Source organism: Terrabacter sp. FW104-15G4B (assembly GCF_058790095.1).
In genome coordinates this window covers 45,021-69,314 of record NZ_JBYTCI010000022.1, presented here as the reverse complement: position 1 = coordinate 69,314, position 24,294 = coordinate 45,021, and the positions used below count along the sequence as shown (strand labels likewise).

Genomic DNA, 24,294 nt, shown 5'->3' with positions numbered 1-24,294 from the left:
CCCCCCGGGGGGCGGGGTCAGCGTGCCGGTCACCTCAGGACGGTCCCTGACGAGCCCGGCGCCAGTCCCGCCAGATCAGGCGGTGCACCCCGAGGTGCTTCGGTAGCGTGCGCAGCCCAGGGATCCACGGCAGGCAGATGAAGCCGATGCTGAGCACGATCATCAGGCCCCAGACCTGCACGTCGGCGTTGTCCGAGGTCGAGAAGGGCGGGATCTGGTACCAGAACGTGTAGAGCCAGAGCCAGGGCTGGCCGGGGTAGTTGCCCGTCTCGTTCATGATGCCCCACTGGTCGCCGCCGAGGTTCTGGGCCCGGGCCTGGTCCTCGAGGTGGGTGCCGTCGGCGAGCAGGAGCAGCGCCTTGGTGCTGTCGACGCCGAAGAAGCTGGTCCTGGACGTGAGCAGTCCCTCCAGGGCTCCGCTCCGGGCCAGGGCAAGCTCTCCCTCGGCGAGGACGGGCACCGGTCCGTAGTCGCCACTGGGCACCTTGGCCGGGTCGCCGTCGGGCGCGGCAGCCAGGGCGTCGGAGTACGCCTGGGCCCACGCCGTCCGCTGGTCCGCGGTCGCGCTCGTCCACTGCTGCAGGGCAGCCGCGACGGCGGGTTCGGCTGCGAGCGTCTGCAGCGGCGCGACGACGAGGTCCTGCGCTGCGTCGACCGGCAGAGTCACACCGGGAAGCTTCTGAAGGTCGAGCGGGCCGAGCGTCTGACCCTCGGAGGCGGTGTTGTACGGAGGCCCGTACGTCGCTGTGGTCGTCGTGCCCGCGAGCTCCCCCGCAGCCGTGGCCACGACGTCGTTCGGTGCCTGACTGGCCCACTGCTGCAAGGAGATCGCGTTGACGTCGGGCGACGAGAAGACGAGGGCCGCCACGACGGTGAGCACGAGCATCACGACCAGCGCGATGGCGAACTCCTTGACGAGGTCGTAGCGACGCGTCGGGAAGGCATGTGAGTCCGGCGCCCACGTCCCGCCGGCGTGTGGCTGTCCGGGAACGCGTACGGCCGTCATGACTTCACTCCCGGCGCAGCAGGAACGTGCTCTGTCTCGGGCTTTGTCACAGGCTCGTCGGCGGTCCCGGGACTGGTGGCCGAACCGGCGGGTACCGGCTCGACCGGCACGGGAGGTGCTGCCGCCACCGTGTCGCCTGTGGCCGCCTGGGGGACGGCGACCTGCGGTTCCTCCGCGCCGATCGGAGGCACGACGCCGTGGCGGCGGACGAGCAGCAGGTGCAGGCGGACGATGACGCCGACGACGAGGGGAAGCAGGGAGACGTGCCAGAGCACCATCTGCCCGAGGTCCATCACGTTGAAGTACGCCCCGATCCCCGCGGCGTTGAGTCCGTCCTTGGCCTGGGTGCTGATCCACTGGGAGTCGAAGTTGGTCTGGATGAGGTAGCCGGTGAAGGCCGTGCCGAGTGACCCGAAGAAGGCGAGCGCCCCCGTGGCCCAGGTCATTCCGCGGTGGCCACGCCAGGAAGCCATGAAGAACTTGCCCCAGAGGTGGATCACCATCGTGGCGAAGAACAGCTCGACGCTCCACAGGTGCGTCGAGTTGACGAAGTGGCCCAGGGAATTGGTGTGCCACCACGTGGCGCCTCCGAGGGTGAGGACCAGGCCCGAGGCGATGACGACGACCAGGCTCGCCAGGCAAGCCACTCCGAAGACGTAGATCCACGAGGACACGTAGGCGGGCTGCCGGTCCGGCAGCCACTGGCCGCGAGGCACGAGCCCTTCGATCCACGCGGTGAGACGTGCCGTCCACGTGTCATGGGTGGCCTCGCTGCGGGCGGCGGGCGCCACCGCTGGGTCGGGACTCATGACTCGTCCTGCGGTGAGCCCGGGAAGGGCAGCAGGATCGCGAGGACGAAGACGAGGATCATCGCGAGGATGACGAGGAGGTTCGCGACCGTGATGGTGAGAAACCCCCACTGGACGACGTCACCGGCGGGAACGGGCTGGGCTGCGGCGAGTGCCTGAATGGTCATCTGACTTCTCCTTGCCAACGGGTGTGTGAGTCACTCCGATGCGGCAGGGGGTCGCTACTACACCTTGTAAGAGTAAGCAGGCGCGCCCGGACGTCGTCACGTTTCAGCCAGTTCCCAGCAACCCGGTGCGTGCCGCTCCGTGCCGAGGCAGAACACATGGGGTCGGCAGTTTTGTGTTCGATGAGCACACACGGGGCTGGTGCCCCTGCTCTCTAGTCTTCCCGCATGGCCGACGCCCCCAACGACGCCCGCGGCGACTCATCCGACGACGCCACCGACCACGCCACCGACGCCGGCCCCCAGGTTCGTGCGCGCGGCTCGCTCCCCGTCAACGAGCCCATCGACCTCACCGGGCGCACTGCCCTCGTGACCGGGGCCGCGAGCGGCATCGGCGCGAGTGTCGCCCGGACCCTGGCCCGGGCCGGCGCCACGGTGCATGCCGTCGACCGGGACGCCGAGGGACTGGCTTGCCTCGCGGACTCCGCGGCCATCGCGACGATCACCACTGACCTCGCCGACCTGGACGCACTGGCCGATCTGCCCACCGGGGTGGACATCCTCGTCAACAACGCCGGCATCCAGCACGTCAGTCCCGTCGAGGACTTCCCGCTCGACCGTTTCGAGCTCATCCTCGACCTCATGCTGGTCTCGCCGTTCCGCCTCATCCGGCAGAGCCTGCCCCACATGTACGACCGCGGCTGGGGTCGCGTCGTCAACATCTCCAGCGTGCACGGGCTTCGAGCCAGCCCGTTCAAGGCTGCCTACGTCACGGCCAAGCACGGACTCGAGGGCCTGTCCAAGGTCGTCGCCCTGGAGGGCGGGCCCCACGGCGTCACCTCCACGTGCATCAACCCGGCCTACGTGCGTACGCCTCTCGTCGAGAAGCAGGTCGCCGACCAGGCCCGCGCCCACGGCATACCGGAGACGGAGGTCCTCGAGAAGGTGATGCTGGCCCCCGTGGCCGTCAAGCGCCTGGTGGAGCCCGACGAGGTCGCGGCCCTCGTGCTCTTCCTCTGCGGCCCCGCCTCGGCCTCCGTCAGTGGGACGGCCTTCTCGATGGACGGCGGCTGGACCGCGCACTGACTGCAGCTGCAGCACCGCCGAGGACCCATCAGCTGACGCGACCCGCCTAGGATCTGCCCGTGCCCACCCGAAGCGACACCCAGCCGCCCGCCCACGGGGTGCAGCAGCCAGCGCCGGCACAGCAGCTGGAGCAGGTCCTGCACTTGCTGGAGCTCCTCGCGGCCGACGTATCCGTCGCCGAGATCGCAGCGGCCGACGCACCGACCGTCGCCCGCGACCTGGCGCTGCGGATCGCGGGGGCGCGCGAGGTGCACCAGCACCGGGAGGCGGGGCTCGCCGCCCTGCTCGACACGGCCCGTGAGCTCGCCACCGCCAGCGACCCCGGCTCGGTGCTCGACGCCATCGTCCGCCGCGCCCGGCGCCTCGTCGGCACGGACCTCGCCTACCTCACGCTCTACGACCCCGAGGTGGGCGACACCTTCATGCGCGCCACGGACGGGTCCGTGTCCGCCGCGTTCCAGTCCGTGCGCCTGGCGCTCGGTGCCGGCCTCGGGGGGCTCGTCGCCTCCACGCACAAGCCGTACTGGACGGCCGACTACTGGGCCGACGAGCGTTTCCGGCACACCACGGCGATCGACGGCGCCGTGGGCGAGGAGGGCATCATCGCCATCTGCGGCACGCCGCTGATCGTGGAGTCCCACTTCGTCGGCGTGCTCTTCGCGGCCAACCGGTCCGCACGTCCCTTCACCCGCGAGGAGGTCGCGCTCCTGGGCAACCTCGCGACGCTCGCGGCGGTGACCCTAGTGCAGACGCGGGCCCTCGCCGACGCCGAGAACGCCCTGGCCGCCCTCTCCGACGCCCACGAGACGGTGCGGCAGTATGCCGAGGGCGTGGAGAAGGCGGCGGCTGCGCACGACCGCTTCGCCTCCCTCGTGCTCGGCGGAGGCGGGGTCGACGACATCACGCACGCCCTCGCGGAGCTGCTCGGCGGCTGGGCGGTGCTCGTCGACCACGACGGTCAGCGGCACAGCTGCGCCGGACCTGCCCCTGCGCCCCGGCCGGGCGGCGCCAACCCGTTCGCCGCCCTCGCCGCCCTTCCCGGCCTGGGCGCCGGCCGCCTCGTCGAGCGCGAGGGCGTGTATGCCGTGGCGGTCACGGCGGCCCGCGAGCGGCTGGGCACCATCTACGTCGGCGGGCCGACCCTCAGCGACTCCGACCAACGCACGGTGGAGCGCGCCGGGGTCGTCACGGCCCTCGTCCTGCTGTTCGAGCGACAGGCCGCCGACGCGCGCCAGTCCGCGCGCAACCGGCTCGTCAGCGACCTCGTCAGCGTCCGCGGCTCACGGGCCGAGCGGCTGTCGCTCGCCCACACGGTCGGCTTCGACCCCCAACGGCCGTTCTGCCTGCTGGTGCTGCGCGGCGAGGACCCGGACGGGCACCGGGCCCTGCTCATCTCGGCGAGCGCGGCGACCGGTGACGGCTCCCTCGTCGGGTCGCACGACGGGGACGTCATCGCCCTGGTGCCGGGCGCGGATCCCGACGCCCTCGCCCGCGAGACGGCCGCACGGATCGGCAGACGTACGTGCGTGACGGTGGCCGGGGCCGGTCCGGTGACGGACGTCGACGGCATCACGCAGGCCCACGAGGAGGCGCACCGTACGGTCGGGGCGCTCATCGCCCTCGGTCACCGCGGCAAGGGCGCCGCCGCCACCCATCTCGGCTTCGCCGGCCTCATCGTCGGCTCCTCCCCCGACGTCGACGAGTACGTCCGCACGCTGCTCGGACCGCTGCTCGACTACGACGCGCGGCGCGGCACCGACCTCGTCGGGACTCTCGCTGCCTACTTCGCGGCCGGCGGCAGTCCCAGGCACGCCGCTGGGTCGCTCCACGTCCACGTCAACACCGTCTCCCAGCGCCTCGAGCGCATCGCGGTCCTGCTCGGGGAGTCCTGGCAGCAGCCCGACCACGCCCTCGAGCTCCAGCTCGCCCTGCGGCTGCGAGCGCTCCAGGGCTCGACCTGACCGCGTCAGCCCTCAGCCCGCGAGCAACTGGTCGATGGCATCGGCGACCGCAGGGACCCCGCGGTCGCCGAGGATCACGTCGTAGTGGTTGGCGTCGACCCGTGTGCTGCGCACCCCGGTCGGCAGGTGCAGGCCCTGCAGGCGCCCCTCGTCGTAGAGTCCCTGCGGCTCGTCGAGCAGCCCCCTGGCCGCCCAGACGAGCTCGGCACGCACCCCGCGGTCGACGGCGGTGCGCAGGCCGGCGTGGGCCTCACGATCGGCCATGACGTCGGCGCCGTCGACGCGCACGGCCTCGAGCACGCAGGTGCTGTGCCACTGCCCGTCGGCGGGGTCCTGGACCAGGTCGTGCCCGATGTAGGCGCGGGCGGCGTCACCAGCGGGCCCGTCGAGCACCGGCCCGAGGGCGGGGTGACCCGACCAGAAGTCGAGGTAGGCCGCTGGGTCGGCGAAGCGCATGGAGAGCCGGTCCATGGCCGGACCGATGACCGACTGGAGCGCGGCGTCGACGTCCAGGTCGTCCGGCACCGGGAAGGCGAGGCCACCGTCGACGAGCACCGCAGCCGGGAAGCGGTCCGGGTGGCGAGCTGCGGCCAGGGCCGCGATGAAGGCACCCATGGAGTGCCCGACGAGCAGCGGGGCGGCGCCGAACACGGTGGCGATCGAGGTGAGATCCTCCACGTGCGCGCCCAGGCCGTAGGGCCCGGGAGCCGTGCGGCTGTCACCGCGCCCGCGCAGGTCCGGGGCCAGGAAGCGCACGGCGCCAGGCCCGTGGCGGTGCCCGACCTCGTCGGCGACCCGCCGCCACGAGAGGCCGTTCGCGGTGATGCCGTGGACGGCGAGCACAACAGGAGCGTCGGCGACCGGGGTGCCGAGACTGAGGTCGTGGATCGCGAGGCTGCCCTCGGGCAGCTCGATGACGAAGGCGGACGGAGTGGTGCTCATCTGGACGCTGACCTCCGGATCAGCCTGCCGCCGAGCCCGGTCAGGCCCGAAGGCGCGAAGTAGACCACGACGACGAAGAAGGCACCGAGGATGAAGAGCGGCTGGGACAGCACCTGGCGCACGACGGCGGGAAGGTCCTGCAGGAACCCGGCGTTGCTCACCTCGACGAGCCGGGCGTCCGCGTAGGTGTAGAGCACCCCGCCGAGGACCGCACCCCACCGGCCCCCGGCACCTCCGAGCACAACCATGACGAGGAGCGAGAGGGTGAACTCCGACGTCGTCAGGTGCGGGTTGGAGCCACCCAGCACGAGGGCGTGGACGATGCCACCGAGCGCGCCGAGGAAGGACCCGACGACGAGGGCGAGGAGCTTGACGCGGTAGGTCCCGAGCCCCAGGACCCCGGCACGCTGCTCGTTCTCGCGCACGGCGGCCATCGCGTGACCGGCCCGCGAGCGCACGAGGAGGGTGACGACGACCCAGGTCAGCACGACGAAGCCCAGCGCCAGCCAGTAGCGGTAGGGCGCGTTGGCCACCCCGACGAGCAGGTCCGGCACGGCGTCGCGCTCGAGCGGCCGGCCTTCCTCGCCACCGGTCACGCCGCCGGGGTTGCGCATGACGATGATCGAGGCGGCCTGCGCGAACGCCAGCGTCACCATTGCGAACGCGATGCCACCGACGCGCAGGGCGATCGCGCCCACGACGAGCGCGAGCACCGTCGAGAGGAGGAGCGCCACGAGCACCGCGAGCGGCAGCGGCAGCGCCCACGTGGAGAGCGAGATCGTCAGCAGGTAGCTGCCGGCCGCGACGAACAGTGCGTGCCCGAAGCTGAGCAGTCCGGTGCGGCCGAAGAGCACGTCGTAGCTCAGGGCGATGCCCCCGATGACGAGGCACGTCGCGAGCAGCTGCATCGAGCCGGGGGCGTTGACGCGGCCCGGGAGGATGCCGGGCAGCTCGACGGGCAGGTACGGCAGGTACGCGAGCACGGCGAGGGCGACGACGGCGGGCAGAGCCCGGAGCAGCCGGCGCGCGCCGAGGCGCCCCTCCCCTCTTGCCGTCGGCGAGCTGGTCGTCAGGTTTCCGTCGCCGTCCGTCACCGCGGGCGTATGCGTTTCCGTCAGGTGGTCCGTGCGCGACGTCATGAAGTCGCTCCCTTCAGGGAGGTCGGTCGGAGCAGGAGCACCAGCGCGAGGAGGAGCACGACCGACAGGTCACCGACACCGCTGGCCGCGTAGTAGTTGGCGAGCTGCTGGACGAGCCCCACGGCGACGGCAGCGACAGCGGTGCCCGTGAGCGAGCCCATGCCGCCGATGACGACGACGATGAAGGCGAAGATGAGCAGCGAGCCGCCCTGCGCCGGTGAAACGGCTCCGGCGTACTGCGCGTAGAGCACCCCGGCCAGACCGGCCGCGGCGCCGCCGAGGGCGAAGACGACGGTGAAGGTCCGCTGCACGTTGATGCCCAGGGCCTCCACCATGGTCCGGTTCTCGACACCGGCCCGGATGACGAGCCCGAGCCTGGTCAGGTGCAGCAGCGCGAGCAGGCCGGCGAAGAGCGCGAGGGCGACGAGCAGGTAGACGAAGCGGTCGTTCGGCAGCCGCGCCCCGAGGAGGTCGGTCGTCCCCCCCATCCATGCGGGCTGCTCGACCGCCCGCGCGTCGGCGCCCCAGATGCCCTGCGCTGCAGCGACGCCCGCGAGGGACAGGCCGACGGTGACGAGCACCTGCTGGATGTGATGGCGGTAGAGCGGCCGGATGAGCACGACCTCGACGACGAGCCCCACCACGGCCCCGACCGCGACGGCCGCGAGGACCCCGACGACGAGCCGGCCGGCCACCGGCCATGAGGCGGGCAGGGCGCGCATCGTCAGCCAGGCGGCATACGCCCCCGCCGTCATGAAGACACCGTGGGCGAAGTTGAGCACCCCCATGAGGCCGTAGATGAGGCTCAGCCCGCTCGCCGCGATGAAGTAGAGGGCGCCGAGACCGAGGCCGGTGACGAGGAGCAGGACGAGGTCGCTCATGCCACCTCCCGTCGCATGGAGACGCCGAGCAGCTCTCGCGTCAGGTCGGCGTCGCCCACGAGGTCGGCAGCGGCCCCACGGTGGACGACCTTGCCGGCGTCGAGCACGATGACCCGGTCCGCGATCCGCCGCACGAGGGGGAGGTTCTGCTCGACGAGCAGGATCGGCGTGGTGCGCGCCACCTCGGCGAGCACGTCCGCGACCTCGGTGACGAGCTTGGGAGCGAGGCCCTTCGTCGGCTCGTCGATGAGCAGCAGGGCGTTCCGCCGCAGCAGCACCCGGGCCAGCGACACCATCTGCTGCTGCCCGCCCGAGAGGGTCCCGGCACGCTGTCCCCGGCGGGTCACGAGGTCGGGGAAGAGCTGTGCGACCACCGGGGCGTCGACGCCCTGAACCGGGTCGACGAGCCGGAGGTTCTCGTCGACGGTCAGGCCGCCGAAGACCTCCCGGTCCTCGGGCACGTAGCCGATCCCATCGCGCACGATCCGCGCCGTCGACTGGGTCTGGATCTCTTTGCCCTGCAAGCTGATCCGTCCGGTCCGCGGCGCCAGACCGATGATCGACTTCAGGGTCGTCGTCTTGCCGACGCCGTTCCGGCCGAGCAGCGCAGTCACGCCGGTCGCCGGCACGTCGAAGGAGACACCCTGGAGGATGTGCGAGCCGCCGTAGCGGACGTGCACGTCGTCGATCTCCAGCACGGGCGCCGGGTCCATGGCATCCCGGCTCGCCGGGTTCTCTTCGGTCACAGTGCTTCTCCCAGGTAGGCCTGCTGGACGCGCTCGTCACCCGTCACCTCGGCCGGCGCACCAACGGCCAGCAGCTGCCCATGGTGCAGCACTGCGACGCGGTCGGCGAGACCGAGAACGACGTGCATGTGGTGCTCGACCATCGCGACGGCGACGCCCGAGTCGCGCACCTCGCCGATGATCTCGGTGAGGCCGTCCACGTCCTCGGCCGACACCCCCGCCATCGGCTCGTCGAGGAGCAGCACGGCCGGCTCGGAGGCGAGGGCCATGGCGAGCTCGAGCTTGCGACGGTCGCCGTGCGACAGGTCACGGGCCGGCGTGTGCGCGCGACCCGGCATACGCACGCGTGAGAGCAGCCGCTCGATGACACCCGTCGAGGACGACCCCGCCGCACGGAAGGGCGAGAACGGCGCCGCACCCGCGGCCTGCACCGCGAGCCGGACGTTCTCCCCGGCCGTGAGCCCGTCGAACAGGGCCGATGTCTGGAAGGAGCGGGCGAGGCCCATCCGGGCACGGCGCGTCGCGCTGTCCGGAGTGACGTCTCTGTCCTGCAACGTGATCCGGCCGCTGGAGGGCCTGGTCACCCCACTGAGGATGTTGACGAGCGAGGACTTGCCCGCCCCGTTGGGGCCGATGATGCCGAGCAGCTCACCGGCCCCCACGGTCAGGGAGACGTCGTCGAGGATCTGGGCGCCGCCGACCTTCCAGCCGACAGCCTCTGCGCTGATCACGTCGGCAGGGTCCGATCACTTGAAGGGGGCGACGGGCGGTGCCACGGCGTCGGCGTCGAGGGTGTCGACGAGCTGCGGGACGACGTTGCTGCCGTCCTTCTTCAGGGTGGCCGTGAACATCGGCTGCAGCAGCGCGTGGTCCTCGGCGCGGATCTCGAGCGAGCCCTTGGGGCCGTCGAACTTCCAGCCCTCGAGGGCCGTGACCATCTTGTCGACGTCGCCGCCACCCGCCTCCAGCGCGTGCACGATCATCTGCCCCGCGACGAAGCCGTCGGTGGTGAAGAGGTCGACGGTGGCGCCCTGCTTCTTCAGGCCGGCGTCCAGCGCCTGGTAGGCGGCGTTGTCGGCGGCGCCCTCGAAGAAGTGCGAGAGGAAGTTGATCTTGGTGGCCACCTCGCCGAAGAGCGCGTGCGTCGCCTTGATGTCGAGGCCGGTGACGACCTTGGTGGAGTCGAAGACGCCCTGCTGGCCGAGCGTCGTCCACATCGCCGTTGCGTTGGCACCGGCCCAGGCGACGAAGAGCAGGTCGGGCGCCGCGCCCTTGACCTTGGTCGCGAAGGGGGTCAGGTCGGTGGCCGCGGCCGGGACCTCGACGGAGCTGACCGTCGCGCCCTTCGCGCCGAGGATCGACGTCACCGCCGCGACGTTGGCCTTGCCGAAGGCGCTGTCCTGCGCGAGGACGGTCACCTTCTTGCCCTTGACGTCGCCGAGGATGCTGCCGGCCGTCGCGACGTCCTGATACGTCTGGCGACCGGACCTGAAGGTGTAGCGGTTGGCGCCGGTGACCGCGTCGGCGGCGGCCGGGCCGGAGATGAAGAGGACCTTGTTGTCCTTGGCGAGCGGCGCCACCTGCAGGGCCACCCCGCTCGACGTCGACCCGGCGATGATGGTGTTGCCCTGGCCGATGAGGTCGGTCGCCGAGGCGACGGCCTTGGCCGGGTCACCGGCATCGTCCTGCTCGGTGATGGCGATCTGGTGGCCGGCCACCGCACCCGTGCCCCTTGTGGCGTAGTCGATGCCGACCGTCAGCCCCTGGCGGTACTGCTCGCCGTAGCTGGCGAGGGGACCGGACTTCGAGTAGACGAGGCCCACCTTGTAAGGAGCGGCGGCGCCACCCGAGGGCGCACCCGTTCCGTTGTCCCCGGCCGGTGCCCCCGGCTGCCCCGGAGAGCCGCAAGCCGCGACCGACAGCGTGATCATGGCGCTCGCGAGCGCGACACTCCACCGCTTGGACACCGATGTCCTCCACCTCTGGCGGGCGCTCGCGCGTGTGCTGCGACGAGATCCGTTGACGCCCCACCGTTTCCGCGAAGGTAGTTCAGTGCCACACGGCCGGCGGTGGGACCGGAGCCCACAAAGGTGGCGATCACATGTGGGGCCGCCACCGGCACGGGGTGTCGGTCAGGAACGCCGGTCGGCCACCGCCCACGAGGCGGCGGCGCTGACAGCGGCCACCGTGAGGACCGACGGCCACGCGCCGATCTTCTTGGCCAGTGGGTGGGAGGCGCCGAAGCCGCCGAGGTAGACCGCCGCGAGGCCGGCTGCGGCGGCAGCACCGGCCTTCGCCACCCAGGTGCGTCCGGCGTAGAGGCCGGCCGCGCCGAGCACCACCCCGCCCAGCGGACGTATGCCGCTCTCCCGGGCCACGACGTAGCCGCCGACCAGACCGAGGGCTGCGATGGGGGCGGTCGTAACGTCGTTCGCGTCTCGAAGCTGCATGTCCCCGATCGTAGGCAGTCCTGCTGGGGCAGCGCTGGGCGCGGCCCGGAGGTACGACTCGGAGGTGCGGCCGTGAGACAGAGCTCAGAGGCGCGGCTCCAGGTCGGCGACGACGTGGTCGGCCGTCAGACCGAGCTCCTCGAGGATCTGACCGCGTGACGCGTGCTCGAGGAAGTGCTTGGGGATGCCGAAGAGGTGGACAGGCACGTCCATGCCGGCCTCTCTCAGCGCCTGGGTGACGGCCGCGCCGACCCCGCCGCTGACGAGGTTGTCCTCGACGACGGCCACGGCGCCCGCACGGCGTGCGAGGTCGACGACCGCGTCGCTGACCGGCAGCACCCACCGGGGGTCGACCACCCGGACCGTCCGGCCGTGGGCCGCGATCTTCTCGCCCGCCTCCGTGGCCAGACCGGCGAACGCGCCGACGCCCACGACGAGCAGGTCGACCTCCTCGCCGGCATTCTCGAACAGCACGTCGACGTCGCCGATGCTGCGCACCGCCAGGAGCGGGTCGCCGACATCACCCTTCGGGAAGCGGATGACGGTGGGACCGTCCGAGACGTCGACCGCCTCGCGCAGCTGCTTGCGCACCTGCTCGCCGTCGCGGGGTGCGGCGAGCCGCAGGCCGGGGACGATGGAGGTGAGCGTCATGTCCCACATGCCGTTGTGCGAGGCGCCGTCGCTACCCGTGACCCCTGCGCGGTCCAGGACGAAGGTGATGCCGGCCCGGTGGAGGGCGCAGTCCATGAGCAGCTGGTCGAAGGCGCGGTTGAGGAAGGTGGCGTAGACGGCGACGACGGGGTGCATCCCGGCGTACGCGAGGCCCGAGGCCATCGTCACGGCGTGCTGCTCGGCGATGCCGACGTCGAAGACCCGGCCGGGGTAGGCGGCCGCGAAGCCGTCGAGACCGACCGGGATGAGCATGGCGGCCGTGAGGGCGACGACGTCCGGCCGGTCGCGACCGATCGCCACCATCTCCTCGTTGAACTCGTCGGTCCAGATGCGCCCGGACACCTCGAAGGGCAGGCCCGTCTCGGGGTTGAACTTGCCGACGCCGTGGAACTGGTCGGCCTGGTCGTCGATGGCCGGCTGGTAGCCCCGACCCTTCTGGGTGATGACGTGCACGAGGACCGGTCCGCCGAACTCCTTGGCCTTGCGCAGCGCCCGCTCGACGGCCTGCTCGTCGTGGCCGTCGACGGGGCCGAGGTACTTCAGTCCGAGGTCCTCGAACATGCCTTGCGGCGCGACGATGTCCTTGATGCCCTTCTTGACGCCGTGCAGCGTCTCGAACATCGCGCCGCCGACGACGGGCGTCCTCGCGAGGGAGCGCTTGCCCCAGTCGAGGAAGCGCTCGTAGCCGCGGGTGGTGCGCAGCGTGGCGAGGTGGTCGGCGAGGCCGCCGATGGTCGGGGCGTAGGAGCGCTCGTTGTCGTTGACGACGATGACGAGCGGCAGCGTCTTGTCGACGGCGATGTTGTTGATCGCCTCCCAGGCCATGCCGCCGGTCAGCGCGCCGTCCCCGATGACGGCGACGGTGTGGCGGTCGCTCTCACCGGCGAGACGGCGGCCCTTGGCGATGCCGTCGGCCCACGAGAGGGCGGTCGACGCGTGGGAGTTCTCGACGACGTCGTGCTCCGACTCCACGCGGCTCGGGTAGCCGGACAGGCCGCCCTGCTTCTTGAGCCGGCTGAAGTCCTGCCGGCCCGTCAGCAGCTTGTGCACGTAGGCCTGGTGGCCGGTGTCGAAGACCATGGTGTCGTGCGGGGAGTCGAAGACGCGGTGCATCGCGATGGTCAGCTCCACCACGCCGAGGTTCGGGCCCAGATGGCCCCCGGTCTTGGAGACCTCCGTGACGAGGAAGGTGCGGATCTCCTCGGCGAGGGCGGGCAGCTGGGTCGCCGGCAGCGCCTTGAGCGCCGTGGGGCTCGTGATCGTCTCCAGCAGGGCCACGCTGCGTCGTCCTCTCGGGTCTGTCGTCAGTCCGGCTCACCGGTCGTCGTGCGACGCGGTGGGTCGATCGAGTCTACGGGTCGACGTGCGGGTGCTCCCAAAGCTGGCACCAAGCCCTGTCGAAGCCGTCACAGGACCTTCACAGCCGCGGCGCGAAGACCTTGCCCTGGAGCGCCTCGTGCAGCAGGCGGGTGGACCGCGAGGCGGCCAGCAGCCGAATGCCCTCGGCCTCGATCTGACCGAGGATCTCGGTCAGCGCCTCGGCCGGCACGTGGGGTCCGATGGCGACCCGAGCCTCCCGCCAGGCGTCCCGCATGGCCACCACCTGGCCGTCGAGGTGCCGGCCGGCCAGCCAGGCGAGCGCGATCGGGTGCCGCCGCCACCCGGCATACGCCCGGTAGTCCGGCGGGCACTGGTCGAGCAGCCACAGCACGGCCCGCTCCTCCCAGCCCGGCGTGTGCGCCGGCGGGACGCCCGGCGGCCACCCCGGCGGGGTGTGCGAGGAGGGTGTCGCGGGGGCCATGGTCCCAGTCTGCCTCGCCTACTCTCGGACCATGACGACGGTCAGCTGGGTCACGGTGTTCCTCGACCTTCCTCCGGACGTCCACGCGGCGGGCACCCGCTTCTGGGCAGCAGTGACGGGATATGCCGTGTCGCCGGCCCGCGGAGACGACGCGGAGTTCACGACGCTGCTCCCGCCGGTCGGGGACCCCTACGTCAAGATCCAGCGCATGGGCGCCGGTGGCGGCGAGGTCACCGGCCCCGGCATCCACCTCGACCTGCACGTCGCGTCGGCAGTCGAGTCCGCGGCCCGCGCAGAGGGGCTGGGCGCCGAGGCCGTGCACTGGTCGGAGCACGGGTACGCCGTGCTGCACTCCCCCGGTGGCTTCGTCTTCTGCCTCGTCCACGAGCCGCTGGCGCAGCGGCCGTGGCCGACCCGGTGGCCCCAGCAGCACGAGAGCGTCGTCGACCAGGTATGCCTCGACATCCCGCCCGAGCGCTACGACACCGAGTGCACCTTCTGGTCAGCACTGACGGGGTGGCCGGTGCGCGGCTCGGTGCGGCGGCCGGAGTTCCGCCACCTGGTGCGCCCGGACGGCATACCGATCCGCCTGCTGCTCCAGCGGCTGGACGGGCCGGCCACGGGACCGGTGAGCGGCCACCTCGACCTGGCGTGCGACGACCGGCCCACCGAGGTCGCGCGGCACCGGGGCCTGGGCGCCACGGTGGTCGCCGACCACGGTGGTGGCTGGACCACCCTGCGCGACCCGGCCGGCGTGCTCTACTGCGTCACCGACCGCGACCCCAGATCGGGCCTCGGCCGCTGACGGCGTACGCGGTGGCCCACGCGAGTGGGCGCCCGCGCACACACCGGGTCAGGTCACCAGTTGGGCTCGTGACGCGGGGCCCTCGGCAGGTGGTGGCGCTCCGGGTGGATGACGTAGACGATGCCGCCGCTGTGGGGCACCCAGACGTTCTCGAACTGTTCGCGGTCGTAGACGACCCTCACGTGGTCGTTGCCGGCGATCAGGTGCGAGGCCGGGTCGTTGCAGACGACGTCGCCGGTCTCGGTGAACCCGACGACGACCATGAGGTGGCCGTTCGTGCCGTAGCCGGCGCCGTCGAGCTCGCCCTTCTTGAAGGAGACGGACGTGACCAGCGGGATGCCCGAGGCGATGAACTCCTCGGCCTCGGTCAGCGACCGGAGCCGGGTGACGAACGCCCGCATCCGCGGACGCGTGGCGGCGTAGGCGGCGTTGAACGGCCAGTTCCCGGCGCCGTCGTAGGTGTAGTCGAAGACGTTGCGCGCGGCGAAGTCGACCTGCGGGTCCACCTCCGAGGGCAGCGCCTCGGTGACCCAGGCCGTCTCGTCCCGACGGGGCCCCGCACCCCAGTAGGCGAGAACCATCGAGGTCGAGGTCGGGGAGCACCAGGCCTCTCCCCCGTTGTCCCACTGGGGGAAGTGGCCGATGTGCGTCTCCTGCGAGAAGGTCGGCACGTCGAGGACTCGCCCGCGAGCCCGGCCGTTGGGGCTGCGTGGCACCCGCTCCGTGTCGGGCAGGGCCGAGGCCATGGCCCCGACCGAGCGCAGCCGGGGCGCGTGCCGCGTCCCTGTTGGGCGCATCAGCCGGACGACGAGCTGCCACTCGTCGAGGACGTGTCCGGTGCGGGTCGCCAGCGTGTCGGTGTAGACCGTGGCCACGGGGTCACCCTGGCCGTCGACCGACGTGCGGCTGATGCCGCCGCCCTGGGCCGGGTCGAAACGGCACCAGCGCCCGAGGACGTACTCCTTCGTGGCGATGCCGGCGCTACGTCCGCGGACCGACACCTCGATCCACGAGCCGCCCGGGGTGTCGGCGTTCCACGACGCGACGAGCTCGGTCAGCCCGAAACCGGGTCGCACGACGGGCGACACCCACGTGGCGACGTCGTAGGTGCGGGACGCGGCAGTGGGATCGAACGGGTCGACGTAGTCGCACGTGCCGGAGAAGCGGCGGACACGCAAGTCCCGGCCGCTCCACTCGCGGTAGGAGACGCGACGGTCGCTCGTGTCGGACGTGCCGGGCCGACCCGCTGCGACGGCGGATCCCGTGCCGGCGATGCCGGCCAGGGTGACGCCCGCGGCGGAGCCGAGGAGGACGCGGCGGCTCGGGGAGCCGGGAGCAGGGGCGGGGGAATGCGTCATGGCGCACCTTCCTGACGGGGCTGGGGGCGCGGTCAGTCAACACCCGCGCCGACAGGATTCGGGGCGTTGGTGTGCAAGATTCTCGCCATACGAGCGCCGCGCGCAGGAAATTTACGCGCGCTTGACCGTGCTCATGCCCAGTTGGCCTCCGGCGGCGGCTCCGGCAGCGCGGTGGCGTGGGGGTTCATGACGTAGGCGAGGCCCCCGTTGTCGCCGAGCCAGACCCGCTCGAACTGGTCGCGCCGGTAGACGGTTCTGACCTGGTCGTTGCTCGCGATGCGGTGGGAGTTGGGGTCGTTGGAGACGACATCCCCCTCCGCCGTGAACCCGACGATGGTCAGCAGGTGACCGTTCGTGTCATAGCCTGCGCCGTCCAGCTCGTCCTTGCGGAAGCTCACCGACACCACGAGCGGGATGCCTGCGGCCACGAAGGCCTCGGCCTCGGTGAGGTCGCGCAGGCGCGTCACGTAGGCGCGCAGCCCGCGCGCGCCTGCGTAGGCGGTGTTGAACGCCCAGTTGCCCGCCCCGCCATAGGCACGGTCGTAGACGCGGCGCACCGCGTGGACGACGGCAGGGTCGCTGTCGTGGCCGACCCACCTCCACTCCTCGGGTCCGGGCGCCAGGCCCCAGTGCCCGAGGAGCATCGTCGTCGACGTCGGCGAGCACCACGACTGGCCGCCGTTGTCCCACTCGGGGAAGGTGTCCACGTGGAGGCGCTGCGAGTGGGGCGGGACGGCGATCTCGAGGGCCCGTGCCCGCCTGGGCTCAGTCGTCGGCTCGTCAGTGGTGATCTCGAAGCGTGAGGCGGCGGCCGCGACGAGCGTGACTGTGGGCCAGGCGATTTCGTCGGCAGGAAACGCGAGCGCGGTGACGCGCAGCTGCCAGCGGTCGAACGCGTGCCCCGCCGCTGCCAGCCAGGCATCGGTGTCGACCCTGCCCGCCCCGCAGGCCTGCTCCCGCACCGTCGTCCTGGTGATCGGCGACTCCCCCGCCGGGTCGTCCTCGGCCCACCGCGCGAAGGTCACCCACGGCGTCCAGCCGGACGAGTCGCCCACCCGGCCCTCGACGTGCAGCCAGGTGCCGGCCGGGGTGCGGGCATTCCACGACGGGATGAGCTCCGTTGCGGCGAAAGGCAGCTCGACGATCGGCGACTCCCAGGTCCGAGCCCGGTAGGTCACGACCGGAGCTCCGTCCTCGTGGACGTCCGCGTAGTCCACCCCGACCGCCGCGGACCAGTCGAAGCCGGTCTCCCAGAGGGTCAGGACGACATGTCGCTCGCTCACGCGACGAGCATGCCACCAGCCTGCGTATGCCGCCCCGTCGGGTCCGCGCGTCGGGCACCCAGCCGGCGGGACGGCATACGCCATCGGCCGGGACGACGACGGGCCCCGCACACCGCGCGGAGCGGCGTGCGGGGCCCGTCGGGCGTCGCAGGTCAGCTGTTGACGAGCGAGCGCAGGACGTACTGGAGGATGCCGCCGTTGCGGTAGTAGTCGGCCTCTCCCGGGGTGTCGATGCGCACGACGGCGTCGAACTCGACCGTCTCACCCGACTCCTTCGCGGCAACGACCTTGACGGTCCTGGGCGTGTCACCCTCGTTGAGCGCTGTGATGCCGGTGATCGTGAAGGTCTCGGTGCCGTCGAGCCCGAGCGACTCGGCGTTCTGGCCGGCGGGGTACTGCAGCGGGATGACGCCCATGCCGATGAGGTTGGAGCGGTGGATGCGCTCGTAGCTCTCGGCGATGACAGCCCTGACCCCCAGCAGGCTGGTGCCCTTGGCCGCCCAGTCACGCGAGCTGCCGGAGCCGTACTCCTTGCCCGACAGGATCACGAGCGGCGTGCCGGCCTCGGCGTAGCTCTGCGCGGCGTCGTAGATCGTCGTCTGCTCGCCGCCCCTGGTGAAGTCGCGTGTGAAGCCGCCCTCCACACCGTCGAGCAGGAGGTTCTTCAGGCGGATGTTGGCGAAGGTGCCACGGATCATGACCTCGTGGTTGCCGCGGCGAGAGCCGTAGGAGTTGAAGTCCTTGCGCTCGATGCCGTGCTCGGCGAGGTAGCGGCCGGCCGGGCTGTCGTTCTTGATCGCGCCGGCGGGGCTGATGTGGTCGGTCGTGACGGAGTCACCGAGCTTGGCGAGCACGCGGGCGCCGTCGATGTCGGCGACCGGGGTCGTCTCCATCGACATGCCGTCGAAGTACGGGGGCTTGCGCACGTACGTCGACTCGGCGTCCCAGGCGAACGTGTCGCCCTCCGGCGTCGGCAGCGACTGCCAGCGCTCGTCACCGGCGAACACGTCGGCATAGTCCTCGGTGAACATCTCCTGGCTGATCGAGGCCGCGATGGTGCGCTCGACGTCGGCGGGAGCCGGCCAGATGTCCTTCAGGAAGACGTCGTTGCCGTCGGCGTCCTGGCCGAGCGGCTCCGACTCGAAGTCGAAGTCCATCGTGCCGGCCAGCGCGTAGGCGATGACGAGCGGTGGGCTCGCGAGGTAGTTCATCTTCACGTCGGGGTTGATGCGGCCCTCGAAGTTGCGGTTGCCCGAGAGGACCGACGTCACGGCGAGATCGCTCTCGTTGATCGCCTTGGAGATCTCGTCATTGAGCGGCCCCGAGTTGCCGATGCACGTCGTGCAGCCGTAGCCGACGAGGTGGAAGCCGAGCTTCTCCAGGTAGGGCCACATGCCGGCCTTGTCGTAGTAGCCGGTGACGACCTTGGACCCGGGGGCCATGGAGGTCTTGACCCACGGGGCGACCGAGAGGCCCTTCTCGACGGCATTCTTGGCCAGCATCGCGGCCGCCATCATGACCGAGGGGTTGGAGGTGTTGGTGCAGCTCGTGATCGAGGCGATCGAGACGATGCCGTGGTCGATGTCGAACTCGCGGCCCTCGGCGTCGGTCACCGACACCTTGTTGGACGGACGGCCGTTGGTCGCGCCGTCGGCCGGCCTGTCGCCACCGTCGTCCACGCCGGGATCGCTGGCCGGGAAGGACTCGGCGTTGCCGGACTCGCCCTCGTCGTGCGCGACGTACGTCGGGAGCACCCGGCGGAAGGCGGACTTGGCGTCGGTGAGCGCGATGCGGTCCTGCGGGCGCTTGGGACCGGCGATCGACGGGACGACCGTCGACAGGTCGAGCTCGAGGTACTCGCTGTAGCGGGCCTCGGGCTGGTCGGGACCGGCCGTCAGCCACATGCCCTGCTCCTTGGCGTACGCCTCGACGAGGGCGACGCTCTCGTCGGAGCGGCCGGTGAGGCGCAGGTACTCGAGCGTGACGTCGTCGATCGGGAAGATCGCGCACGTCGAGCCGAACTCGGGGCTCATGTTGCCGATGGTGGCGCGGTTGGCGAGCGGCACCTGCGAGACGCCCTCGCCGTAGAACTCGACGAACTTGCCGACGACGCCGTGCTTGCGCAGCATCTCGGTGATCGTGAGGACGACGTCGGTCGCGGTGGCAGCGGTCGGGATGGTGCCGCTCAGCTTGAAGCCGACGACACGCGGGATGAGCATCGACACCGGCTGGCCCAGCATGGCCGCCTCGGCCTCGATGCCGCCGACGCCCCAGCCGAGCACGCCGAGTCCGTTGACCATCGTGGTGTGCGAGTCCGTGCCGACGCACGTGTCGGGGTAGGCGACGCGCTCGCCGTCGATCTCGCGGACCATGACGGTGCGGGCGAGGTGCTCGATGTTGACCTGGTGGACGATGCCGGTGCCCGGGGGGACGACCTTGAAGTCGTCGAACGCGGTCTGGCCCCAGCGCAGGAACTGGTAGCGCTCGCGGTTGCGCTGGTACTCGATCTCGACGTTGCGCTCGAAGGCGTCGGCGCGGCCGAAGACGTCGATGATGACGGAGTGGTCGATGACGAGCTCGGCCGGGGCGAGCGGGTTGATCTTGGCGGGGTCGCCACCGAGGTCGGCGACGGCCTCGCGCATCGTGGCGAGGTCGACGACACAGGGCACGCCGGTGAAGTCCTGCATGATCACGCGGGCGGGCGTGAACTGGATCTCGGTGTCGGGCTGGGCGTTCTCGTCCCAGGAGCCGACCGCGCGGATGTGGTCGGCGGTGATGTTCGCGCCGTCCTCGGTGCGCAGGAGGTTCTCGAGGAGGACCTTGAGGCTGTAGGGCAGCGTCTCCTGCCCCTCGACGCCTGCGAGACGGTAGATCTCGTAGGACTGGCCACCGACCTCGAGGGTCCCCTTGGCCTTGAAGCTGTCAACACTGCCCACGACGGGCTCCTTCCAGCAACTCTCATGTCACGATGCTCGATTTATCTTGACGTCAAGATATATCTAACCACACGCACCCGACCTTGTCAGTCCACACCCGTACCCAGCCATCCTCACGCGTCATCGCCTCCGTGTCTCCTGCCGCCCCCTTCACGGCCGTGGGCAGGGGCTGCCGGGCTCGGCTCGCTGCGGGCATGCGTGCAGCACGACGGCGCGATCTCGACCACGTCGTGCGCTATCCGGACGGATCGGCGACGGAGTGCAAGCTCGTCTGCCTGTGCCGTACGCATCACGGTTTCAGGCACCACCCCGGCTGGGCCCTGACCATGGACGCGGATGGCACATGCACGTGGATGGCACCCACCGGGCGGTCCTACGTCACCCGCCCCGCAGACGTCCGGGCGGACGCCGCCTGACTGCTGTGCCCCACCTTCCCGGGTCGGCCACGGGCCGCGCTCAGGCCGCTCAGCTCAGGATGCCTGCGCATCGGACGAGCGAGACTCCAGGCGGCGGGCAAGGGCTTCGCGGAAGTCCGGGTCGAGGGGCGCCTTCTCGCCGGCGACGGTGTCGAACCAGACGTAGGTGATGACGCACGTAGCCGTGAGGAGGGGCTGCTCGCCGCGGCGCCAGATCTCGTGGCGCAGCGTGAACGACGACGTGCCGAGGCGATCGACCACGACGCGGATGTCCGCGTGGTCGAGCGGCTTGAGGCTTGCCGTCCAGTCGATCTGGGCGTGCCGCACCAGAGCCAGGCGGTCCGACTCGGCGAACCAGTACGGCCCGTGGCCCAGGCTGTCGAGGAACGCCATCTTCGCGTCCTCGCACCAGGTCAGGTAGTGCGAGTTGAAGACGACGCCCGCGAGGTCGATCTCGGAGAACTTGACTGCGACGGGATAGCTGAACGACATGACGGTCATGCTCTCCTGCCGGCGACGCACGTCATGCACGAGCCCCGCCCGAAGCCGGGCCCGGCTCAGGCCGGAGTCGGCTCCAGCACCGCGATGCACTCGACGTGGTGGGTCATCGGGAAGGCGTCCCACGCCTCGAGGGACACCATCGTGTAGCCGCTCTGCCCCGCCGCCTTGACGTCGCGCGCCAGGGCCGAGGGGTCGCAGGCGACGTAGACCACCCGTCGGGGCGACAGCTCGGCGAGCAGGGCCATGACCTCCTTGCCGGCTCCGGTGCGCGGCGGGTCGAGGACGGCGAGGTCGGCAGTCACGTCCTGACCCCCGAGGGAGCGCAGCTCGCGATCGACGCGGTTGGCCCGCCACTCGACGTTGTCGAGGTGCTCGGTGTTGACCTCCCCGTTCTCGACGGCACGGCGGTCACCTTCGACGCCGAGGACGAAGCCGTCCGGAGCCACGAGCTCGCCGAGGCGCATCGTGAAGAGGCCGGAGCCGGCATACAGGTCGACCACGCGGTCGCCGGGCTGGGCGCCGAGCAGCGCCACGACGCGCGACAGGAAGGTCGACGCCGCACCGGGGTGCACCTGCCAGAAGCCGCGGGCCGCGACGACGTACTCGCCCTCCCACTCCCCGTCCCTGGCCAGCTCACCGACCAGTCCCCCGCCGGTCTCCGACCCGGTCCCGCCGGAGCCGGCGCGCCCCCCGTCGCCCGGCCGCTTCGACGAGGGCAGCGGCACGAGCACCGGCTCGTCCGGGTGCACGGCGTCGATGACGTCGACCGCCGCGAGGTCGGGCCACTCGGTGTCGAGGACGCCGGAGTCGATGACGTTGCGCGTGGCGATGAGGCAGTTGTCGATGGGCACCACGTCGCGCGATCGGTGGCGCCGCAGGCCGGCCCGCCCCGTGCGGTCGACCGCGAACTCCACACGGGTGCGCCAGTTCAGCCCGTCCTCGTCGCCGGGCACCTGCTTCACCTCGACGTCGACCTCGAGCCCCGCGATCCGGGAGAACTGCTCGCGCACGACTGCGGCCTTGAGGTCGCGCTGGGTCGGCAGGGACGCGTGCTGGAAGTCGCAGCCTCCGCACCGGCCGGGCGCGGCATACGGGCACGGCGGCTCGACCCGGCCCGGGGCGGCTTCCAGGATCTCGACGGCGTCGGCCCGCACGAAGCTGTCGCCGACCCGGCCCTCGGTCACCCTTGCGACCACGCGCTCACCGGGCAGCGTGTGGCGCACGAAGAGGACCTGCCCCTGGTGGCGAGCCACACAGTGCCCTCCGTGCGCGACCGCACCGACCTCGACCGTCCACTCCTGGCCGACGAGGGACTCCCCACCGGACGCGCGCTCCCGGTTCTGCCGACCGCTCACAGCGCTCCCCCACGCACCGAGCCGCTGATCGGCGGCTCGTCGATCCAGTCGCGCTCGGCACCCTCCGAGGACTGGAGCTGCCACGGCACGCTGACGACCATGACTCCCGGGGTGAAGAGCAGCCGCGCCTTGAGGCGCAGTGCGCTCTGGTTGTGCAGGACCTGCTCCCACCACTTTCCGAGGACGTACTCGGGCAGGTACACCGTGACGATGTCGCGAGGGTTGCCGCTGCGGATCGAGCGCACGTAGTCGAGGATCGGCTTGGTGATCTGCCGGTAGGGCGACGAGAGCACCTTGAGCGGCACCGGGATGTCGCGCTTGTCCCACTCGTCGAGCAGCGCCTGGGTCTCGTCGGGGTCGACGTCGACGGTGACCGCCTCGAGGTAGGTCGGCCGGCTCGCCCGGGCATACGCGAGGGCACGCATCGTCGGCTTGTGCACCTTGGAGATGCACACGATGGCGTGCACGTGGCTCGGCAGCATCGGCCGTTCGACGTCCCAGTCGATGGCGAGCTCGTCCCGGACGCGGGAGTAGTGCTTCTTGATGCCGAGCATCAGCACGAAGAGGACGACCATGGCGAGGATGGCGTACTTCGCACCCGCCTGGAACTTCGTCAGCAGCACGACGACCAGCACGGTGGCCGACATCGCCGCGCCCACGCCGTTGATGACCCGCGAGCGCTGCATGCGGGCGCGCTCCTTGGCGTTGCGCTCGAGCCGGAGGTGGCGCGTCCAGTGCCGGACCATCCCGATCTGCGACGTCGTGAAGGAGACGAACACGCCGACGATGTAGAGCTGGATCAGGGCGGTGACCTCGGCCTTGAAGACGATGACGAGGACGATGGCGGCGCTGGCGAGGATGAGGATGCCGTTGCTGAAGGCGAGCCGGTCGCCGCGCGTGTGCAGCTGCCGGGGCAGGTAGCCGTCGCGGGCCAGGATCGAACCGAGCACGGGGAAGCCGTTGAAGGCGGTGTTGGCCGCGAGCACGAGGATCAGCCCGGTCACGATCGAGACGAAGACGACGCCAACGGTGAAGTTGGCGAAGACCGCCTCCGAGAGCTGGCCGATGACCGTGTGCTGCACGTAGAGGTCGCCCACCGGCTGGCCGTCCGGCCGCAGCAGCTGGGTGCTGGGGTTGTCGGCCATCTTGATGCCGGTCCACTGGCCGAGCGCGATGATCGACCCGAGCATGACCACCGAGAGCGTCCCCATCAGCAGGAGGGTCGCCGCGGCGTTGTCGCTCTTGGGCTTCTTGAAGGCCGGGACGCCGTTGGAGATCGCCTCCACACCCGTGAGGGCGGCGCAGCCCGACGAGAAGGCACGGAGAAGCAGGAAGGCGGCCGCGATCCCGGTCACCCCTTGGCCCTCCTCGGGCACGAGGGTCAGGGGGGCGCTCTCCGCCGGGGTCAACGTGCCGGTGAAGTGCTGGATGACGCCGTAGATGCCCATGCCGATGATGGCCAGCATGAAGGCGTAGACGGGGACGGCGAAGGCCTTACCCGACTCACGCACTCCGCGAAGGTTCATCGCGGTGAGGAAGGCGATCAGGGCCACCGCCACGATCACCTCGTGCCCTCGCACGAACCCCAGCACCGTGGCCGCGTTCTGCACCCCGGACGAGATCGACACCGCGACGGTGAGGACGTAGTCGACGAGCAGCGCGCTGGCGACCGTCAGTCCGGCACGCGGCCCGAGGTTGACCGTCGCCACCTCGTAGTCCCCGCCGCCCGACGGGTAGGCGTGGACGTTCTGGCGGTACGACGCGACGACGACGACCATGACGAGGACGACGGCCACGGTGATCTGCCAGCTGTGCGTGGCGACGAAGGCACCGCCGGCCAGACCCAGCATGAGCAGGATCTCGTCGGGCGCGTAGGCCACGGACGAGAGCGCGTCGCTCGCGAAGATCGGTAGCGCCAGCCGCTTCGGGAGTAGGGTCTCCCCGAGCTTGTCGCTGCGCATCGCGCGACCGAGAAGGAGGCGC

General features: G+C 71.2%; 22 protein-coding genes. 4 read left to right on the top strand and 18 right to left on the bottom strand.

Going from position 1 to position 24,294, the window contains the following annotated elements:
* Positions 1-34: 34 nt before the first annotated feature.
* The 3 genes from AC3WRT_RS15860 to AC3WRT_RS15850 are packed head-to-tail and all read right to left on the bottom strand — an operon-like array spanning position 35 to position 1,982.
* Positions 35-1,006, bottom strand: a complete 972-nt coding sequence (locus AC3WRT_RS15860; RefSeq protein ID WP_492723595.1) for a hypothetical protein — start codon at positions 1,004-1,006, stop codon at positions 35-37.
* Entirely contained in the window at positions 1,003-1,815 is an 813-nt protein-coding gene (locus AC3WRT_RS15855) for a cytochrome b N-terminal domain-containing protein (protein WP_492723593.1), read from the bottom strand. Before AC3WRT_RS15855 ends, AC3WRT_RS15860 begins: the two co-directional genes overlap by 4 nt.
* The gene (locus tag AC3WRT_RS15850; protein ID WP_492723591.1) at positions 1,812-1,982 is read right to left on the bottom strand and encodes a hypothetical protein; all 171 of its coding nucleotides are present in this window, start codon (positions 1,980-1,982) and stop codon (positions 1,812-1,814) included. The genes AC3WRT_RS15855 and AC3WRT_RS15850 overlap by 4 nt, the downstream gene beginning before the upstream one ends.
* A 225-nt stretch (positions 1,983-2,207) precedes the next feature.
* Here AC3WRT_RS15850 and AC3WRT_RS15845 point away from each other — a divergent pair, with 225 nt between their 5' ends.
* Together AC3WRT_RS15845 and AC3WRT_RS15840 are read left to right on the top strand one after the other, a co-directional pair.
* The gene (locus AC3WRT_RS15845; RefSeq protein ID WP_492723589.1) at positions 2,208-3,065 is read left to right on the top strand and encodes a 3-hydroxybutyrate dehydrogenase; all 858 of its coding nucleotides are present in this window, start codon (positions 2,208-2,210) and stop codon (positions 3,063-3,065) included.
* A 59-nt stretch (positions 3,066-3,124) separates the two neighbouring features.
* Positions 3,125-5,026 carry a helix-turn-helix domain-containing protein gene (locus AC3WRT_RS15840; protein ID WP_492723587.1) on the top strand — a complete coding sequence of 634 codons (1,902 nt, stop codon included), beginning with the start codon at positions 3,125-3,127 and terminating at the stop codon, positions 5,024-5,026.
* Positions 5,027-5,038: 12 nt separating this feature from the next.
* Here the strand turns inward: AC3WRT_RS15840 and AC3WRT_RS15835 are convergent, their stop codons facing one another.
* The 9 genes from AC3WRT_RS15835 to AC3WRT_RS15795 all read right to left on the bottom strand — a co-directional run bounded on the left by AC3WRT_RS15835 (position 5,039) and on the right by AC3WRT_RS15795 (position 13,657).
* Positions 5,039-5,968 (bottom strand): alpha/beta fold hydrolase, encoded by a 930-nt coding sequence (locus AC3WRT_RS15835; RefSeq protein WP_492723585.1) that lies wholly within the window; start codon positions 5,966-5,968, stop codon positions 5,039-5,041.
* Positions 5,965-7,107, bottom strand: coding sequence for a branched-chain amino acid ABC transporter permease (locus tag AC3WRT_RS15830; RefSeq protein ID WP_492723583.1), 1,143 nt, complete (start codon positions 7,105-7,107; stop codon positions 5,965-5,967). Before AC3WRT_RS15830 ends, AC3WRT_RS15835 begins: the two co-directional genes overlap by 4 nt.
* Entirely contained in the window at positions 7,104-7,988 is an 885-nt protein-coding gene (locus AC3WRT_RS15825) for a branched-chain amino acid ABC transporter permease (RefSeq protein WP_492723582.1), read from the bottom strand. The genes AC3WRT_RS15830 and AC3WRT_RS15825 overlap by 4 nt, the downstream gene beginning before the upstream one ends.
* Positions 7,985-8,701 carry an ABC transporter ATP-binding protein gene (locus tag AC3WRT_RS15820; protein ID WP_492723602.1) on the bottom strand — a complete coding sequence of 239 codons (717 nt, stop codon included), beginning with the start codon at positions 8,699-8,701 and terminating at the stop codon, positions 7,985-7,987. The genes AC3WRT_RS15825 and AC3WRT_RS15820 overlap by 4 nt, the downstream gene beginning before the upstream one ends.
* A 29-nt stretch (positions 8,702-8,730) precedes the next feature.
* The gene (locus AC3WRT_RS15815) at positions 8,731-9,465 is read right to left on the bottom strand and encodes an ABC transporter ATP-binding protein (protein WP_492723580.1); all 735 of its coding nucleotides are present in this window, start codon (positions 9,463-9,465) and stop codon (positions 8,731-8,733) included.
* A 15-nt stretch (positions 9,466-9,480) separates the two neighbouring features.
* Positions 9,481-10,701, bottom strand: a complete 1,221-nt coding sequence (locus tag AC3WRT_RS15810; RefSeq protein WP_492723578.1) for a substrate-binding domain-containing protein — start codon at positions 10,699-10,701, stop codon at positions 9,481-9,483.
* Positions 10,702-10,866: 165 nt separating this feature from the next.
* Positions 10,867-11,184 (bottom strand): hypothetical protein, encoded by a 318-nt coding sequence (locus AC3WRT_RS15805; RefSeq protein ID WP_492723576.1) that lies wholly within the window; start codon positions 11,182-11,184, stop codon positions 10,867-10,869.
* 84 nt (positions 11,185-11,268) lie between these two features.
* Positions 11,269-13,134, bottom strand: a complete 1,866-nt coding sequence (dxs, locus tag AC3WRT_RS15800; protein WP_492723574.1) for a 1-deoxy-D-xylulose-5-phosphate synthase — start codon at positions 13,132-13,134, stop codon at positions 11,269-11,271.
* Between the two features lie 139 nt (positions 13,135-13,273).
* Positions 13,274-13,657 carry a hypothetical protein gene (locus AC3WRT_RS15795; RefSeq protein ID WP_492723572.1) on the bottom strand — a complete coding sequence of 128 codons (384 nt, stop codon included), beginning with the start codon at positions 13,655-13,657 and terminating at the stop codon, positions 13,274-13,276.
* 31 nt (positions 13,658-13,688) lie between these two features.
* Between AC3WRT_RS15795 and AC3WRT_RS15790 the strand changes: the two genes are divergently transcribed.
* Positions 13,689-14,462 carry a VOC family protein gene (locus tag AC3WRT_RS15790; RefSeq protein WP_492723570.1) on the top strand — a complete coding sequence of 258 codons (774 nt, stop codon included), beginning with the start codon at positions 13,689-13,691 and terminating at the stop codon, positions 14,460-14,462.
* Positions 14,463-14,515: 53 nt separating this feature from the next.
* Here AC3WRT_RS15790 and AC3WRT_RS15785 read toward each other — a convergent pair whose 3' ends face one another.
* From AC3WRT_RS15785 to acnA, 3 genes are all read right to left on the bottom strand, one after another.
* The gene (locus AC3WRT_RS15785; RefSeq protein WP_492723568.1) at positions 14,516-15,820 is read right to left on the bottom strand and encodes a C39 family peptidase; all 1,305 of its coding nucleotides are present in this window, start codon (positions 15,818-15,820) and stop codon (positions 14,516-14,518) included.
* Positions 15,821-15,951: 131 nt separating this feature from the next.
* Positions 15,952-17,103 (bottom strand): C39 family peptidase, encoded by a 1,152-nt coding sequence (locus AC3WRT_RS15780; RefSeq protein ID WP_492723566.1) that lies wholly within the window; start codon positions 17,101-17,103, stop codon positions 15,952-15,954.
* Positions 17,104-17,255: 152 nt separating this feature from the next.
* On the bottom strand, positions 17,256-20,039 hold the full coding sequence (acnA, locus tag AC3WRT_RS15775; protein ID WP_492723565.1) for an aconitate hydratase AcnA: 2,784 nt from the start codon (positions 20,037-20,039) through the stop codon (positions 17,256-17,258).
* 194 nt (positions 20,040-20,233) lie between these two features.
* Here acnA and AC3WRT_RS15770 point away from each other — a divergent pair, with 194 nt between their 5' ends.
* Positions 20,234-20,455, top strand: coding sequence for a hypothetical protein (locus tag AC3WRT_RS15770; protein ID WP_492723563.1), 222 nt, complete (start codon positions 20,234-20,236; stop codon positions 20,453-20,455).
* 54 nt (positions 20,456-20,509) lie between these two features.
* On the opposite strand, the gene AC3WRT_RS15765 is transcribed toward AC3WRT_RS15770, so the two are convergent.
* From AC3WRT_RS15765 to AC3WRT_RS15755, 3 genes are read right to left on the bottom strand one after another with little or no spacing between them, the layout of a single operon-like run.
* Positions 20,510-20,956 (bottom strand): acyl-CoA thioesterase, encoded by a 447-nt coding sequence (locus AC3WRT_RS15765; protein WP_492723561.1) that lies wholly within the window; start codon positions 20,954-20,956, stop codon positions 20,510-20,512.
* A gap of 56 nt (positions 20,957-21,012) precedes the next feature.
* Positions 21,013-22,311 carry a class I SAM-dependent RNA methyltransferase gene (locus AC3WRT_RS15760; RefSeq protein WP_492723560.1) on the bottom strand — a complete coding sequence of 433 codons (1,299 nt, stop codon included), beginning with the start codon at positions 22,309-22,311 and terminating at the stop codon, positions 21,013-21,015.
* Entirely contained in the window at positions 22,308-24,272 is a 1,965-nt protein-coding gene (locus AC3WRT_RS15755) for an APC family permease (protein ID WP_492723600.1), read from the bottom strand. The genes AC3WRT_RS15760 and AC3WRT_RS15755 overlap by 4 nt, the downstream gene beginning before the upstream one ends.
* Between the last annotated feature and the right edge of the window lie 22 nt (positions 24,273-24,294).